Below are 15,591 nucleotides of genomic sequence, written 5' to 3'. Positions count from 1 at the left end.
ACCTAGCCTACGGCTATGTGCAATCTGTATGCCAACATGACCTCACAGCAGGCTATGCGTCAGCTTTTCGACGTACGTCCGGAGCACGATTTACTCGGCAACTCCCGACCTCAGGCTGCTCTATTTCCTGATGCACAGGCGCCAATCGTTCGGATCGATGATGAAGGCAACAGAACCCTGATGCATGCCCGGTGGGGCTGGAACAAAGCCAAGTTTGGCTGGGTCACAAACATCCGCAATCTTGGTGGTTGGCCATGGAAGTATGTGATTCAAGAGCAATCACAGCGCTGCCTTGTCCCTGCCTCGTCATTCTCGGAATATCATCCGACAGAGAAAATCACCGGAAAGACCGGTAAACCAGTCAAGGCAGCCGCCTGGTTTCGACTTACGGGCGACGAACCGCGGAGGCCCTTCGCCTTCGCGGGCTTCTCCCGGCGCTGGAACTGGGAGAAGGATGGGCTCCGCAAGAAATCAGATGAGGATTTGGTAGAGTCTGACACCCCTACCCTGGCGATGGCTTTCATGACGACAGAGCCAAACGAGGTTGTTGCCCCGATTCACCCCAAAGCGATGCCCGTCATCCTGCGGACACCCGAAGAGTTCGAGCAGTGGCTGCACGGGTCACCAGAGGAGGCCGCCGAGCTTCAGCGGCCCCTGCCGGATGATGCTTTAGAGATTGCCTTCGTCGGAGAGAAGGAAGATCATACTTAGTGCATGTACTTACGATGCACCGAGCGGCACACAGCCTCGTCCAGTGCCTCGTGGCCGAAATAATGTGACCGGGCACAGATCGCCCCGGCCAATTCAGGTTGCCCCTCAGCCAGCAAAACTTTTCCAATGACATGGCCAGCAAGGGTCATCTCTTCATGCCGTGACAGCGTGTCTGTCCTGCTGGAAACAACCACGACATAGTCGTCGTCACCGACAAACAGATCCATCTCTTCAAAGAGCACATCCGCAATCGGCAGACCGGGCTCGGTTTCGTCCAGCGCCTTGAAAACCTGGGTGTCAGCACCTGCAATGGCCACGAAATGAATGTTCCGACGCAGCGATGCGGACAGACCAAAACCCAGCGTGCCTTCAGGCTGGACGCGGGCGCGCTTGCCCCAAACTGCGGAGAGAAAATCGTCGCTGTGAATTGCTGTAAGCATCATGGTATTACCTTTTTTCGGAGTGGTATTACCATGTTTCTAGCTGCCTCAATTCTTGCCGTCAAGCAAAAAGAGTCATACTTGATTACAAAATGGTATTACCGTATTGTTGACATTGTAATACCGGATACCTATGAGCACCGGACGCCACTTCAGGAGAATTCATGGCCCTAAAAAAGACCTCGATCACCATCTCACCCGCAATGGTTCAGGACGCCGAACGCAATGGTTTTCAGGCAAATCGGTCGGCAAGAATTTCCGATGTCTTCGAGAGGTATCATGCGATCTTGGATGCCGCAGAGTATCCTGAGGTCCTTGATGACGCCGAGTATGAATCGGTTGCAGAACTCGTCGAGAATGGTCTTGATCGCCACCCTGACCTGCCCCTGCATGTCGTCGTCAGAAGAGAACTGGAAGTTCGCAAGGATCTGCGTGTTGATCTTGAATTGATGTGCCAGAAATTGGCACAGCTAAGTCGGGATCAGGAGATGGCGTTTGTAGAATTCCTTGAGAGCAAAGCTGCTCTACGACGCGCGGTAAACAGCAAGTTGGCCGACGGTGAGAAAAGTGGCATCAGTGGTCGCAGCCCAGAGGATATCCGGGCTGCTGTAAAACGCACCCCGTAATTTGCAGGCCACGGGTTTCACTTGCTTCTTTTAATCAAGAGTTATACCTATATTGGTATAGAAGGAATCGAATGACAGATCGACCAATCGTCTGGGTTGGAGACTCAAAGAAAAAACTGATGACTTTCCCGGAGGACGTCATTGATCAAATTGGATACGCGCTTGGCGAGGCGCAGCAAGGAAGAAAGGCAGCAACTGCAAAACCGCTGAAAGGGTTCGACTCAGGTGTTCTTGAGATCGTCGCGGACCACGATACCGATACTTATCGAGCCGTATATGCCGTCAAGTTAGGTGATGATCTGTATGTTCTGCATGCATTCAAGAAGAAGTCTAAGTCGGGGATCAAGACACCTAAGTCAGAGACAGATCTCATCAAACAGCGGTTGAAGCTGCTCAAACAGAGCTTGAAGTGAAGGGAGACGACAATGGAAGAAAAACTTGAGCTGGAGCGCGGCAGCGGCAACGTTTTTGCAGATCTTGGTCTCAAAGACGCTCCTGAGCTGAAGCTGAAAGCGACGATTGTTGGTCAGATCAACTCTATCATTCGCAATCGACACCTTTCGCAAACTGAAGCCGCCAAAATCCTGGGTGTGCCCCAACCCAAGATTTCCGCACTTCAGAACGGAAAGCTTCGCGGATTTTCTCTTGAGAAGCTCCTCGAATTCATGACGAAGCTGGACCGGGAAGTTGAGATTGGCTTCAAAAAAACACGCAGCAAGTCCAAACCTCGTTACGTGGTCACAAATGAGGGGAAACGAACCCCAGTACTTGCCTGACTATGCACCCCGACCCTCCGTTCGGGGTTTTGCTATCAGATCTGCTCCGCGAAGTTCATGTCATCTGACACGAGCATCATGATCGCCATGTGCACCCAATAAGAGAGTATTTTAATAATTGAATTCAAAAGATTTTCTATATTTCTGGAAGCTGTAGAAAAACATCGTCAGAACCCAATAAAATATAACCCCGAGCCAGAATTTTTAACCCTGGCGAAACCTTCGGCATGGTAGAAATCTTTCATTTCACCGTAACCAAGGTTTTTCAAAAATGAATAGATCCAAAATCCCTCCACCTACGATCTTCTTTGAGGGCGAGCAGTGCTACCGCACGACCCCCAGCCCCGCGGAGATCGCCCTTCTCGATGAACAGGCCACGGCCGCCTGGTTCATGGAGTACAGAAAGCTGTACCCATGGACCGACCTAACATTCTCGCCGGAGCAAATCAGTGCCCTGCGGGCCCAGGCTGGGAGATGGGGACTCGACCCGTTCTTGCGGGACGAAGATACCTATCAGGAAATGTGTGACGACACCCAAATCGCCGAGCAATCTCCGGTCATCATGGAGCTGCTAAGGCGCGAGGCTGCCGGACTCATTGGCAACGGTCAGATCATGGCCCACGGCGCCCCTGCCCCCGCCTGATAAAAACTCTTCCCTTGGGAACAAAAAGAGAACATTATCTCTCAATGCAAACAACAGGAGAAGGTTTACATGACTGTTTTCAATTACAAATCTTCTTCTGGACCCAATCAGCTTGACCGAGTATCGGATCGTGCATACGTTGAGCGTATGACCCAAAAGAATCACACCAGCCGAATAGCGTTCTGATCAGAACGAACCCGTTTTTCGGGAGGGCACAGGTGTGGCGATTGGGTTTATACCCCGATAGATAGGCAGCCGATTACTGTATGAGCGAGGGTTCGAGTCCCTCCCCTCCTACCATTACAATTGGAGGAGTTTTTCCGTGACCGACCAGCATACTGTAGACCAGACCACCTTCATCCTGGAAATGATTCAAGCCGGAGAACTGAGTGGCGTGAACCGCGACACTGGCCGCCTGCTTGGCGCCGGCCCGGACTACGATGACAATCATCGTGGTCGACCGCGCAGCTTCATGGATGACTACATCCTCCTGACCGAAGTTTTCCCTGCAATGCATCTCGATGACCTGTCGTCAGCACAGAAAGCTGCCCTTGTTCATCTGATCGCGCATCTGGATGACAAACAGTACTTAGCGCTGCGCACAGCATCGCATCGATCTCACTACAATTTGCGGGAGATGGAGTATCATGAAGTATAGCGATCTCATCGACTGGGACGATCTGGAGGGCAGCCTGACGGATTGCCTGGGGAGCAAACGGCTTGGCTGGATCGATCTCGCCCTGCCCCGTCTTGAGCAGATCAAACGCGAGGCCGCGACGCCCGACGATCTTCCAAAATCTATCTCGATGAAAGAAAAATTTGGTGAGATCTGTATCTACCGCGGGCCCTGCTCGGAGGCCGATAGCCGTACACTAGAGTTTCTGGCCCAGGAAAGTGCCTTCACATGCGAGGCCTGCGGAAATGCCGCCCGAAAACAAGTGATCGCGGCTTTTCTGGTGACCGTTTGTGCTGAGTGCTACCACGCCCGTTTCCCAGGAAAACGCGTCACCCAGCAGCCAGTACAGCGGTACGACATCGCCTCCCGGCACCCGCATTTGGTCTCAGACACCTGCCTGACACTGGTGCCGGCCGTCGGCCCAGGTTGGCACTCTCTCATTTTTCGTGGTTTCAATCGCATGGCTGGTCAGGTCATGAAATCTGGGGGTGATGTTTCTGTAGAAATCGTGGACGTGAAGGAGAAATTTGGCGCCCTGAATCTATCTATCAGGAGATCCACACCGGAGATCGACCGGATCGCCGAGGAGATGATCCGCGAGGCCAGCCTGACCTGCACGAGGTGCGGCTATTTCGGCCAGCGCGCCCGCGGTAAGCGTGAGCACCAAGGCCTGTGTGTGGTTTGCGATCACACACCTCTGGATTACGAGGCATCGCAATCGCGAAACTCAACTCCCCTGCCCTCCACCGAGGAGTTGCTTGTTGACCAGCTTGGGCCGGACATCGCCGAGATCGCTGGCGAGATGCGGGATTGGCATCCGTTGGCAGTCCTGGATTTCATCCTGGCGCCAGATCCAGCAGAACACGGGCGATCTGTCGTAAATCTGGTGCGTGACGGCGACACTGCCGCCCTCGCCCGCATCCTTGCGCACCTGAGGAGGTAGAGATGAGTGAACACAGTGTCATCGACTACAGTGATATCCGAAGTTCAGTCACGGAAGGCCTGGGTTCGGATAGTCTGGGATGGATCGAAATCGTGACCCAGTGTTTCGAGGACATCAAAACGCGTTGCGATGAAGAAGATCACGATTATCCGCTGGTCCTCCAGATCAAGGAAAAATTTGGCGAGCTGAGAATCTATCTGCATCAGAGTAAAGCGGGGCGCCCAGAATTTGTTGGCACCTATCTCGAAACTGCCCGGCAGATGGCTAACAGGTCGTGCGAGATGTGTGGGAACAGTTGTCGCCAGCAGTGGATTGGCAACTGGATGCGCAATTTGTGTGCCTTTTGCGCGCATGAAGACGCTAAGCGGCAGAAATTGAAGCTGCACAAGCAACCGCTCAACAAGGCCATTGACCACCGCCTTAAATGCAGCACGTGTGGCTACATTGGGCAGATTGTTCCTGGCGGCAGTGAGTGTGTGGCTTGTGTGATCGAAACGAGCGATAATTAGAAACGGGGAGCATCATGACCAAAAAAAACGACTGGCATCATACATATCTGCCAACAACCGCCTTTGCAAAATTCCTTGACGCCATCGGTTATCCAGAGCCTCAGACGTCCAGCTTCATAGATAGCATTTGCGAGAGCGATATCCATGAGCTCGATGAGCTTGCAGAGAAACACCCAGAAATCCTGAAGAAACTGCTCAGCCGGAAATCGGTCGACGGGAAGCTGAGTAAAGACGCGTTGCGTGCCTATCTGGCAGGCATCGACATGGCTAAGTTCGTCGATACCTTGGTCGAACATGCAAATTCGGTGACACAAGAAGAGCTTGAGAAGATCGCTGACGAAAATGCCGAGGTTTCTCGACGCCTGAAGGACATGTGACAATGCGACGGACAATGAACTGGAATGATATTGCCGGCTCGATTGGCTACGAAATTGGGTATCAGCACCAAACACTGATCGCGACCGTAACAGAAATCCTGGAGCGCATCCCCGAGGATCGCCGGCCTGCCGGAATCCGGTTTTACATCGAGGGACACAGTCTTCGGGTCGACAACGACCCGGTTGATGACGAGGTGCAGGCTATCATTGACGAGGCCGTGAGGGAGGGCTCTGAGCTGATTCCAGGGGCGCATGCGGTTTTCACTGCGACGATCTCAGCGACCGGAGAAGTGCGCGCAGGCAGAGCCATTATGAGGCTTGAGTTGCCATTCAAGAAAGAGGTCCTAGAATTCGAGACACACCCTGAGTTCGACCCGCAGGACTATCTTGAAGACGCACTAGCGGCCATCAAGAAAGCAACAGAATGAGTAGATCTGTCGATATCGACCCGACAGCGCAAGTTTTAGGGGCTGCCAATTTTGACGTTCAGGACATGGACCAGATGATGGTAGCGATCCGGTCAGCTAATGTCCGCGGCCGCCTCTGGCCCACCCAGATCGCCCTGCTGGGACTGAATGCATCTGGCAAGCACTACTGGACGTCACCGATCTACCCTGCCCTAAGCTGGCCTCAGCAGATCCTCGATCTATCAGACATCGATCTCCGAGATGCCCCGGCTGCAACCGATGTGGCACGAGAATGCCTAGAGCGCATTTCACGAGCGAGCGGAGGATGGATCCATGCGGAAGATCCGGCACACACGAAACGCTTGCTGGACACGCTGACGAACGAGGCGCAGCTCGGATTTGCTTCTGATGCGACCGTCATCCCTGTCGACGTGCAATGGGGCCCGGAAGGCGAGGCAGCAGCGCAGCGGGTGCGCGAATATCTGGAGAACAACCCACCAAGCCGAGATCCGGTTCAGGAGGCGTTTCGGCTGGCGAGAGCTTGGGAGTCAGGATATCCATAGGCTAGGTAGGGACAGATTCTCCACTTCACAATTGTGAAGTCTGTGAATTCAACATGTAGTGCGACTCGTAAGCCCCCTACCCCACATGTAAAAAGTCGTTGACATGAATCACCTCATCGGGTCTCTCTAATAGTAGAGCGATAAACGCCAAACCGAGCAGATTGAGGTAACTATGATCCCGACCAACCCGATTGCGTCGACATCCCCTGTCGATATCGCGGCTGAGATCAGCACGCGCCTAAATATGGCGATCAAAGAACACCTACTTGCGGCGTATGCACCAGACTCTACCAAGCAACTGAGGCTGTTTCCAGCAACCGAGGTCTGCGAGCTTCTCGACATCAGCCACCAGTACCTGCGGAAAGCAACGACCGAGGGCAAAGTATCTGAAGCTTCAGAGATCCGAGGTGGTCGTCGTTACTATACTGGACAAGAGATTCTACAGCTTCGTCGCGATCTGGATGGTCACGCCAAAAAGTCTGGTCGCTATGTGCCAAACCGGCGTGATGGTGAGCATCTCCAGAGAATTCAGGTCATGAATTTCAAAGGAGGGTCGTCTAAATCGACCACATGCATTCACCTGGCGCACTACCTCGCGCTTCAGGGCTATCGCGTGCTCGCTATCGATCTTGACCCTCAAGCATCACTGACGTCCATGTGTGGCCTACAGACCGAGCTGGATCAAGACATCGAGACTGTCTACGACGCCATTACATACAATGACCCGGTCCCCATGAAGGATGTGGTTCAGCAAACGTATTTCCCCAACCTGGCCATCGCCCCTGGTGGGCTCATGTTGTCAGAATTCGAAACAGAAGCTGCAAAACAGAATAGTGTCGATGAGCCGTTCTTTATGCGGCTTCACAACGCCATCATGAGTGTTGAAGCGGATTATGATGTCGTAATCATCGATAGCCCGCCTTCTCTGGGCTTCATCACGATGAGCGGGATGGCCTCCGCCACATCAGTCATCGTCCCACTCACTCCGAGCATGCTCGACGTCGCGAGCACCGCACAATTCCTCCAGATGGCCAGCAGCTATATGGAGGTCATTGAGAACATTGGGGCTAAACTCAGCTACGATGATTTCCGGCTTCTCGTAACGCGAGATGAGCCAACCGATATTCCATCACAAACCATTGTGTCGTTCCTGAGGGCGCTGTTTCAGGAGCGCGTTATGATGGCCACAAGCCTCAAATCAACAGCAATCGCAGACGCAGTTATGCTTCAGCAGAGCATTTACGAACTGAACCGTAGCGATATCACGCGGTCCACCTATGATCGCGCAAAGTCCAGTATGGATGCCGTTGGCGTCGAAGTTGAGAAAATGATCACCGCATCGTGGGGGCGTGAATAATGGCACCCAAAAAGAAAAGAGATCCCGGTGCAAGTCTCATGAATGCACTGCAACCTCAATCAACTGACGTTGCCACAACAAAGCCCAAGGAGTCACCAAGACGGCAATCGACGGCTCCAGGCATTCAGCTGATTGAAAAGACCTACAATGCCGTTCGGGAGATCGACCCTGAGCTTATCGATGACTCCGCACATGCCGACCGCCTAGAACTCTTCACAATTGTGAAGTCTTCTGAAGCGGCCTCAGTTGACGCGGATGTCGATGACCAAGATGGGTCTCTCGAACAACTGGTCGACAGCATTTTGAGTCACGGACAAAAAGTCCCAATTTTGGTGCGTAACTCCAAGAAAGAGCAGGGTCGATACGAGATTATCTTCGGTCGTCGCAGACTTGCAGCTATTCGGCATATTCGAGCCAACCCAAGGCCGAAGATGGATGAAGACCGCAACATGAGGGTCAGGGCGAATATCGAAGTGAAGGCCGATGGTCAGTCTGAAGCCGACTTTGATAACGCAGTGCTTGTCACACAGGCATTGGAAAACGCGGCCCGCAAAAACCTCTCGGCATATGAGAAGGCGCGCTTTGCAAATCTCATCTTTTCTACCGGCGTAGAGAAGAAAGAGATTGCGCGAATGATGAATATGTCGCCCACGAACCTCTCAAACCTGCTGAGCATCACGCGACAGGTGCCTGACAGTCTTGGGGATCTGATCGGCGCTGCATCTGGTAGCGGCCGTCCGAAATGGGAGGCCTTGGGGTCTGCTCTGGAAAGCAAAGTCATTACAGCCAAAGCGGCCACAAAGATTCTGATGGGTATGGATCCAACAGTCTCATCGGATGATCGCCTCAACGCGCTATTAGATGAAATCAAACAAAAATCAGAAAAGAATCCTAAGAATAAGGTCCGCGAGCTGGGCAGCATTGCGAAGGTTCTAAGGGGGCCATCTGGCCTAAAGCTGACAGTAAACGAAACCAAAGAAACGGCAGGTTTCGCGGATTGGCTCGATACGCACATCGAAAAGATCCTGGAAGATTCCCTTGAGCGGTTCCATCAAGAGAACCACGGGAAGGAGTGACTTCACAATTGTGAAATCTGAATGAGGCAACGAGCAGAAAGGAGTGTCGCAGAAAAGAGAAACCCCCAGAACCGAAGCTCCGAGGGCTGCAAAACCGCATAAAGCGGAAATTAGTCTAAGCACCTAATTTTTAGCAGCCCCCGAATCACTTCACAAGAAAAAACACCCTTGGGTGATCGGGATTTCTATGCCTGCTGACAAAAAACCATGAAGACAGTAACAGATTTCGCTCCATCAGGAGCAGCCAGGTCATCGGCCGGGCAGGGGAGAAGTGCACCCAAATGGTTGCAGCTCCGTGTAATCGAGGAGGCCCGAGAACCACTTGGATTGAGAGCAACCAGCATCTCCATCCTTCGAGCTATGCTTTCATTTATGTCGGCTGATCGGGTCAGTGAAATGGCAGAGGACCATCACATCGTCTATGCCAGCAATGCCGCGATAGCAGAGCGGGCCCACGTCAGTATTCAAACGGTCGAGCGCCATATCGCAAAATTGGCAGGCATTGGTGTGATCCAGCGCATCACAGCTGCCAACGGCAAAAGGTGGTGCAGAAGAGACGGAGCGGGGCGGGCGACGCTGGTCAGCGGCCTGTCGCTCCTACCGATGGCTTCTCGTCATGCTGAATTCACAGCGCTGGCGAGCGAGTATCGCCGTGCGCAAGAGGCTCTTCAGGTACTGCGGGATGAGTGCACGCTCGCGTTGGCTCGACTTCAGGGTGTCATCTCAGATGGTGTTCAGGATCTACTGGATCGAGCACGCCTCATCCTGCGCCGACGGCCGCATCAGGACATTCTTCAGGGACTACTGGACGAGATCAACGAATATGTCTCTGTGGACAAATACCCATCAGAAACACCTGAGCCCATCAATTTGAGGGATAGCAACAGCAAATATGAGGGGCACAAAGAGCATTCACTGACTCAGAATAGTAAGAAAGAAGATCTTTCTCAGATTCAGGTAACCCAGGATCAAATGGAGCACGCATTCCCGCGGCTGTGCTCTGAATTGAGGCTTGCGCGAGATCAGGCCCACTGTGATCGACTGATGGACCAGCTGGCAGACCATATGATGCTTGGAGAGGCTTGGTATGCAATGAAAGTGTCACATGGTCCAGCGATGCGCTTTATGGCCCTGGGTTACGTCCTACAGCGAGCGGAGGGCATTCAGTGTCACCGAGCATACCTGACATCACTAGTCAGTAAGATCGAGCGGGGAGAAATGGAGCCGGTGGCGCTGTTGCGGCCACAGAAATCAGGGCAGGGCGGGTGAATAGCGCTCTGTGCGACGCCTGGGCGGCGGATCCATGACTTCGTCGAGAAGCTTCCAGTCAATCTCTTTCATGATCTGTCGGACGTGTTCGGGATTGCGCTTGGGCAGCTGGCCAGCGTGCCTAACCGCAAACCATGAAAGCCAAATACCACCGCCCGCAATGCAGGCGCTTGCGATACAGGAGATGATGACCTCGATACCCATGCCAGGAGCATACGGCACCAGTGGGAATTGAGCAAATTGGACCCAGAGCAATCGACGAGAATAGAAATCAGCTTGCGAGCGACTGTTGTAAACAAATGCTCAATCAGAGCGTCAACAAATTATGTAGATTCAGGGATTTAGGTGGGGGCACCCCCCTGTTTCCCAGTTCGAGGGAATAGGGGGGATACCCCCTGGAAAAGAGAAAGCCCGCCTGGGTTTGGCGGGCAATGAGCTAACGAAAGTCTTTATAAAGTAAATGCTTTCGAAAGGCTTTACTTGTAGTGATGACCACGCTGGGCCAGGAACTCTTTGACGGCCGTTTCAAAGCCCATGACGGTGCTCAGATCCTCGTCATCCAGGACGGCATAGAACAAATCCAGCAGGGCAGGGTCCGCCTTAGTCGTGAATTGTTTCACCCTCTTGGATGCCCGGCGCTTCCGGCTTCCTGAGCCACCTCGGCTGGTGACTGTGTTATTGCGGCCAGATCTGCCTCTGACGAATTTAAAGTCGTCCTCATCATCGTCGTCGACGCTTCCGAGACCTGCGGGGCTTGCTGTATCTGCTGTCATCTTAATCTCCATTATTCTGCGGCTGCCGTAAATTGGGCCTTCAGCAGCTCTGAAATTTCATGGGCGAGGACGCCCACGTTCTCACGTGCGGATTCTGGCGAACTGCCCTGGAGTTTCTTGGGAAGATCCATGTAGTCACCGCCAAAAGTCACCATGCTCTTGAATATCGGCCGGTAGGCGAGCTGCACAGACATGATGGGTGCACCAGCCTCCTCCAAGATATTTTTGACCTCACCGGTGATCCGGAATTCGACCGCTCCAGCTTCCGTGAAAGTCATCAATACTCGTGCGGGGATATCCTTATTCAGCAGACGCGAACGGCGACGGACTTGTTTGAGTGTCTGGACGGCACCGAGAGCGTCTGGGCGGGATGCCTGGCTGGGCACGATCACCAGATCGGACACCATGATTGCATCAATGATCGAGGCATCGTCAGAGCCCTCCACATCAACAAGTACATAATCGGCGGCCTCTGCTGCATCCATTGCAGCCTCCGTCAGCTCGTCCTGTGCAGCCTGACGGACCTGAATGCCCTTGGGCAGCTCTTTGATGGCAGCCCATGAGCTGAGCCAGCCTTTGGGGTCACTGTCGATAATGATGACGGACAGGCCACGACGGGCGATTTCGAGAGCAAGAAGAATGCATGATGTGCTCTTCCCACACCCTCCTTTTGGTGAACAAAAACTGATGGTCGGCATAAAAAATTTCCCTTCAAAAATAGACATCTGAGCAATCACTGGCTCTGAAAGGAAAGTACTCCAAAAGGTTTTCGGAAAAGTTTAATTTAGAAAGACTTTGGAAAGTCTTGTCTTCCCAAATGTTTTTGGAAGTATTTACTTTATAAAGACTTTACAGAAAAACCGGGGTAGGGGCCCCGGCTTCAAACACCGAATTATCCAGTAAATCAGGTCCGAGCCTGATCCATGACCCGTTTGATTTCAGGGGTAGACTGACCTGGGATGGACACAACGGTGTCACACTGATCACAGACACCCGCAAGAATGCCCGGCACTGTCGCGGATTCATCATCGAGCGGCACATCCCGGTGCGTAAAAGTGGTCGAAACAACCTCCTCGCACGTCGAGCAAATGCCCTTTGATTTGTCTCCAAGCTTATACTTGCTCATGGATTGCTCTCCAGCCAATTCACTATTGCGGCGGTCACAGATCGCTCGACTGCAATTTGGTCTTTTTCTTTATCCCCAACAAGGGAAGCGTTGGCAATACAATCGCTGCCGTCAATTCCTGCGGCTATCACCGGCCGGTGTTAGGAGCCCTTTCCTGCCGTTCCCATTCTATTTGACTGCTGCATTTGCATTCGTCGGGTTCGGGCCAATTTCAGTTTTCGAATTTCTGTCCAGCCTTAATCTTTCGTGATGCAAGCAGATTGGAAGAGGTTGGTTGGAGTCTGGGGCGGTTCCCCCAAAGGTAGATTATTGACACAAAATGCAAACTATGGTTGCGTAGGTCGAAAATGGCTTTTCCGGCAGTCTACTTAAGCGCTGAGCAATATGCACTGAATGGAGTGTCTGGGCTGGTTTTCGAAGGTGCAGGGATTTTGAGATGAATAGTATAATTCGATTGGGCACTGCTATAGCGACAATTGTAGCCTGTTCCTACAAAATGGGTTTTGCACAGGTTCCACGCGTAGAACCAAGTGAAGAGATTGAGTTTATCAATTGTGAGAAAATCAGTGAATCGTCCAAAGTGCTAACCCAGCTTTTTAAAGTCAATAGCGAAGAGTTTCCTGGAGTGGCTTTGGACATTGGCTGGTTGCCGTGGTCGGAACAACTACTGACTGAGTTAGGATTGCCAGCCGCAAGTGGGTACTCGTGGCAGCCTGACTTAAAATCTTCTCCAATTCAATTCCCAGAAGGTTATCGATATGATTTTCTGTTCTGGATTCCGGCTGACATGAATGCGGACGGATTGGAAGATCGACTTGTGGTTACTTCATATCTTCAGGGAAAACGTGGAAGATATCATTACGGGAACGACATTTTTTTGTTCTGCAACTCACTTGAACAGGGATCAGAATATAAGCCCTGTGGCAACTTCGGATACTGGGCGGATTCAGCCCACATTGGGGATACAGTAACTGCAAGATCCGTTGGTCGTTTACCCACGAATATTCAAGATTCTAGAAGGTATTTCGCTGAAATCCAGCTTTTGGGAAATTCTTACCTGGCGGCAGTAGGTGAAAGCTCATTGAGTGATTCTGATGCGGCTTTGGCCTTGGATTTATGGACGTTTGTAAGGGATGAGCCTCGTCGTCTTCAGACGTGTTTTGAGAAATAGCACAATTTAAATTATGGGAGTAGGGACTTGGCTCTTTCGAATTATCATGACCTAACACAATCGGAATATGAAGCTGCAAGAAATTACCAGATAAAACTCTTTGAAAACCCACAGCTTCTTACTGGCGTTATTCAAGAGTCTTATCTACACGTCGTCGACGGAAACCCAACGATTGGGTACGGTTGGGATATAGATGTCAATTCGGCCCAAGACACCCTAAGCAGTTTTAACCAAGCAGGAATTTTGCTTTCACAGGCGGAAATCACTGCACTCCAATCCTATAAAAATGGAACGTTGTCTCAATCAGAGTTTTTGAGTGCTTGGAGCAACGTAGGCGTCGATGATAATACTGCAACGAATTTGCTGAACACTACTGTTTCCGCATGGGAAGGGGGGTTGTCGGCGGCACTTTCGTCTGTTGATGATATGCCAACTTCGACTGAACGTGCCGCCTTTATCTCCCAGTTATATAATCTTAGCGGATCTTCATCAAATAGCATAGAAAGTAATATTCCGAGTCAATTGGCTATATTGAGGAGTACTCCAAGCAACGATTTCGAGGCATTTTTGCAGCGCGCCGAAATTTGGTGGGAGATTGCTATAAACTCCAACTCTGCTTCTCAGAGCCAAAACATTCGTTTGGGAATTCAGCGCCGTCGATTTGAAGAAGCGGATACGTATAAAATCACAGCAGACCCTGCCGATTTGACTGAACAACAACGTATTGATGAAGCAAAATTTGTCTATAAGTTTCTTGATGCCAAAGACGCTGCTGGAGATCTGACAGATCGATTGGTTCCTGCTCCATCAGGAGAAAATGAAGCCTTCTTGCAGAATACTTATCAGCCAGCATTTGACATGTTGAATGAGAAATACTCATTCGGGCAAACGATTGAAGACTACCGACATGTTTTTGTCGATGGCAACATTCAAATGGCCCCTAGAGATGGGGATACATTGAGCGAGGCGAGCACTGTATTTGATGCTGAAGTTAGTTTTGGCAGTGGTGATAGCCAGCGAGACGAGAACCATTTGATCTTTATGGAAGGCGGAGACGATACCGTCATTGGCGATTACGGTTCAGACTATATCGATGGTGGAGAAGACGATGATACACTATCGTATACCAAGCTTACTTCCGGTGTCCGCATTAGTGTTCACGAAAATGCATCCGCTAATGCTTCGGTAATTTTTAGTGCGACGGATGTAAACGACCCAACGTTATGGGAAGATCGGTTTACAAATTTTGAGACTATTATTCTTAACAACCAGGCGAACGTGATAGAGTTTGCGCCAGAGTTTTACGATTTACAGATCGAAGGCAATTATACAATCCAGGCTGAGGACGCATTGGAAGAGGGGCATTTGCTGGATGGTTCCACTCTTGATGAAGGTTTCACGATCACGCTCGAAGAGAGTGATGGTTCCGCAGGTTCCATTTCGTCTCATGGTTCCAGTCTGACGCTTGCCAACTTTGATAACGTCACCGGCTCCGAGCACAATGACACCATTTCCGGCGGCAGCGGTCGCAACGAACTGCGCGGCGGTGATGGTATTGACATCATTGATGGCGGCGATGGACACGATGAAATCCACGGCGGCTTGGGCAACGACATCATAACGGGCGGGGCTGGTGCTGATTTCATTTACGACCGCGGTGCCGACGACGGTATTCGGGAAGGAGAGTCACTCGATCAATATGTAAACCGCGTACTGACCTATGATGGTGAAGGCAACGACACCATCGGTGGGGGCGATGGCTCAGACATTCTTGTCTATTCCGGAGGCACCGATATTTACCATGGTGGCAAGGGCAACGACATATATATGGCGACCGACCGCGCGGAAGGCAGCACTGCGGCAACAGATAGTCTCACAATTGTTTTAGGGGATGATGGCGCTGATTTCGGTCATGACCTCATCCGCGGTGATGGTCGTTTCGTCGAAAAAGTCCAGTTCCAAGGGATCAGTAAAGACGATGTAACCGTCAACTACAACTTTGAGACAGTCTCTCTTGGGACGGAAGTTTTTGACTTCAATCCGATCTTCTCCAACTGGTTTTGGGATCCCGAACCGGTTGTACTGGATCATTATATGACGGTTGGCACGATTGAGATCGTCGTCAACGGCAACGCCAGCCTGACAATT

Annotated in this window: 21 protein-coding genes and 1 tRNA gene; 17 read left to right on the top strand and 5 right to left on the bottom strand. The window is 51.6% G+C overall.

Annotation, left to right across the window (positions count from 1 at the left end; all coding sequences use genetic code 11):
* Window positions 1-15: 15 nt before the first annotated feature.
* The gene (locus tag QMP16_RS20810; protein WP_282153942.1) at window positions 16-711 is read left to right on the top strand and encodes an SOS response-associated peptidase; all 696 of its coding nucleotides are present in this window, start codon (window positions 16-18) and stop codon (window positions 709-711) included.
* On the opposite strand, the gene QMP16_RS20805 is transcribed toward QMP16_RS20810, so the two are convergent.
* Window positions 708-1,154 (bottom strand): hypothetical protein, encoded by a 447-nt coding sequence (locus QMP16_RS20805; RefSeq protein ID WP_282153941.1) that lies wholly within the window; start codon window positions 1,152-1,154, stop codon window positions 708-710. The genes QMP16_RS20810 and QMP16_RS20805 overlap by 4 nt on opposite strands.
* 161 nt (window positions 1,155-1,315) lie before the next feature.
* Here QMP16_RS20805 and QMP16_RS20800 point away from each other — a divergent pair, with 161 nt between their 5' ends.
* The 14 genes from QMP16_RS20800 (at window position 1,316) to QMP16_RS20735 (ending at window position 10,373) form a co-directional block, all read left to right on the top strand.
* Window positions 1,316-1,777, top strand: coding sequence for a hypothetical protein (locus QMP16_RS20800; RefSeq protein ID WP_282153940.1), 462 nt, complete (start codon window positions 1,316-1,318; stop codon window positions 1,775-1,777).
* 71 nt (window positions 1,778-1,848) lie between these two features.
* Window positions 1,849-2,190, top strand: coding sequence for a type II toxin-antitoxin system RelE/ParE family toxin (locus QMP16_RS20795; protein WP_282153939.1), 342 nt, complete (start codon window positions 1,849-1,851; stop codon window positions 2,188-2,190).
* 12 nt (window positions 2,191-2,202) lie between these two features.
* Window positions 2,203-2,553: a helix-turn-helix domain-containing protein gene (locus QMP16_RS20790; protein WP_282153938.1), complete on the top strand. Its 351-nt coding sequence runs from the start codon at window positions 2,203-2,205 to the stop codon at window positions 2,551-2,553.
* A 271-nt stretch (window positions 2,554-2,824) separates the two neighbouring features.
* A complete protein-coding gene (locus QMP16_RS20785) occupies window positions 2,825-3,196 on the top strand; it encodes a hypothetical protein (protein WP_282153937.1) in 372 nt (123 codons plus the stop codon).
* A gap of 206 nt (window positions 3,197-3,402) precedes the next feature.
* Window positions 3,403-3,496, top strand: a tRNA-OTHER gene (locus tag QMP16_RS20780).
* Window positions 3,497-3,518: 22 nt separating this feature from the next.
* Window positions 3,519-3,854 carry a hypothetical protein gene (locus QMP16_RS20775; RefSeq protein ID WP_282153936.1) on the top strand — a complete coding sequence of 112 codons (336 nt, stop codon included), beginning with the start codon at window positions 3,519-3,521 and terminating at the stop codon, window positions 3,852-3,854.
* Entirely contained in the window at window positions 3,844-4,815 is a 972-nt protein-coding gene (locus QMP16_RS20770) for a hypothetical protein (RefSeq protein WP_282153935.1), read from the top strand. The genes QMP16_RS20775 and QMP16_RS20770 overlap by 11 nt, the downstream gene beginning before the upstream one ends.
* Before the next feature lie 2 nt (window positions 4,816-4,817).
* A complete protein-coding gene (locus tag QMP16_RS20765) occupies window positions 4,818-5,324 on the top strand; it encodes a hypothetical protein (protein ID WP_282153934.1) in 507 nt (168 codons plus the stop codon).
* A gap of 14 nt (window positions 5,325-5,338) precedes the next feature.
* Window positions 5,339-5,701: a hypothetical protein gene (locus tag QMP16_RS20760; protein WP_282153933.1), complete on the top strand. Its 363-nt coding sequence runs from the start codon at window positions 5,339-5,341 to the stop codon at window positions 5,699-5,701.
* A 2-nt stretch (window positions 5,702-5,703) separates the two neighbouring features.
* Window positions 5,704-6,129 (top strand): hypothetical protein, encoded by a 426-nt coding sequence (locus QMP16_RS20755; protein WP_282153932.1) that lies wholly within the window; start codon window positions 5,704-5,706, stop codon window positions 6,127-6,129.
* Window positions 6,126-6,671: a hypothetical protein gene (locus QMP16_RS20750; protein ID WP_282153931.1), complete on the top strand. Its 546-nt coding sequence runs from the start codon at window positions 6,126-6,128 to the stop codon at window positions 6,669-6,671. Before QMP16_RS20755 ends, QMP16_RS20750 begins: the two co-directional genes overlap by 4 nt.
* A gap of 172 nt (window positions 6,672-6,843) precedes the next feature.
* Window positions 6,844-8,028, top strand: a complete 1,185-nt coding sequence (repA, locus tag QMP16_RS20745) for a plasmid partitioning protein RepA (protein ID WP_282153930.1) — start codon at window positions 6,844-6,846, stop codon at window positions 8,026-8,028.
* Entirely contained in the window at window positions 8,028-9,104 is a 1,077-nt protein-coding gene (locus QMP16_RS20740; protein ID WP_282153929.1) for a ParB N-terminal domain-containing protein, read from the top strand. Before repA ends, QMP16_RS20740 begins: the two co-directional genes overlap by 1 nt.
* 207 nt (window positions 9,105-9,311) lie before the next feature.
* Entirely contained in the window at window positions 9,312-10,373 is a 1,062-nt protein-coding gene (locus QMP16_RS20735; protein ID WP_282153928.1) for a helix-turn-helix domain-containing protein, read from the top strand.
* Here the strand turns inward: QMP16_RS20735 and QMP16_RS20730 are convergent.
* The 4 genes from QMP16_RS20730 to QMP16_RS20715 form a co-directional block, all read right to left on the bottom strand.
* Window positions 10,356-10,577: a hypothetical protein gene (locus tag QMP16_RS20730; protein ID WP_282153927.1), complete on the bottom strand. Its 222-nt coding sequence runs from the start codon at window positions 10,575-10,577 to the stop codon at window positions 10,356-10,358. The two genes, QMP16_RS20735 and QMP16_RS20730, sit on opposite strands and share 18 nt — an antisense overlap.
* 272 nt (window positions 10,578-10,849) lie before the next feature.
* The gene (locus tag QMP16_RS20725) at window positions 10,850-11,146 is read right to left on the bottom strand and encodes a hypothetical protein (protein WP_282153926.1); all 297 of its coding nucleotides are present in this window, start codon (window positions 11,144-11,146) and stop codon (window positions 10,850-10,852) included.
* A gap of 11 nt (window positions 11,147-11,157) precedes the next feature.
* Window positions 11,158-11,871, bottom strand: a complete 714-nt coding sequence (locus QMP16_RS20720; protein WP_282153925.1) for a ParA family protein — start codon at window positions 11,869-11,871, stop codon at window positions 11,158-11,160.
* A 179-nt stretch (window positions 11,872-12,050) separates the two neighbouring features.
* Window positions 12,051-12,272, bottom strand: a complete 222-nt coding sequence (locus QMP16_RS20715) for a hypothetical protein (protein ID WP_282153924.1) — start codon at window positions 12,270-12,272, stop codon at window positions 12,051-12,053.
* Window positions 12,273-12,768: 496 nt separating this feature from the next.
* Between QMP16_RS20715 and QMP16_RS20710 the strand changes: the two genes are divergently transcribed.
* Both QMP16_RS20710 and QMP16_RS20705 read left to right on the top strand, forming a co-directional pair.
* Window positions 12,769-13,443, top strand: a complete 675-nt coding sequence (locus tag QMP16_RS20710; RefSeq protein ID WP_282153923.1) for a hypothetical protein — start codon at window positions 12,769-12,771, stop codon at window positions 13,441-13,443.
* Between the two features lie 27 nt (window positions 13,444-13,470).
* Window positions 13,471-15,591 (top strand): calcium-binding protein (locus tag QMP16_RS20705; protein ID WP_282153922.1); only part of this gene is annotated, 2,121 nt, incomplete at its 3' end.

The sequence above is a fragment of the Ruegeria atlantica genome, assembly GCF_947495585.1.
Lineage (GTDB): Bacteria > Pseudomonadota > Alphaproteobacteria > Rhodobacterales > Rhodobacteraceae > Ruegeria > Ruegeria atlantica_G.
Note: the sequence above shows the minus strand (reverse complement) of the source record. Positions and strands in the feature narration are given on the sequence as shown.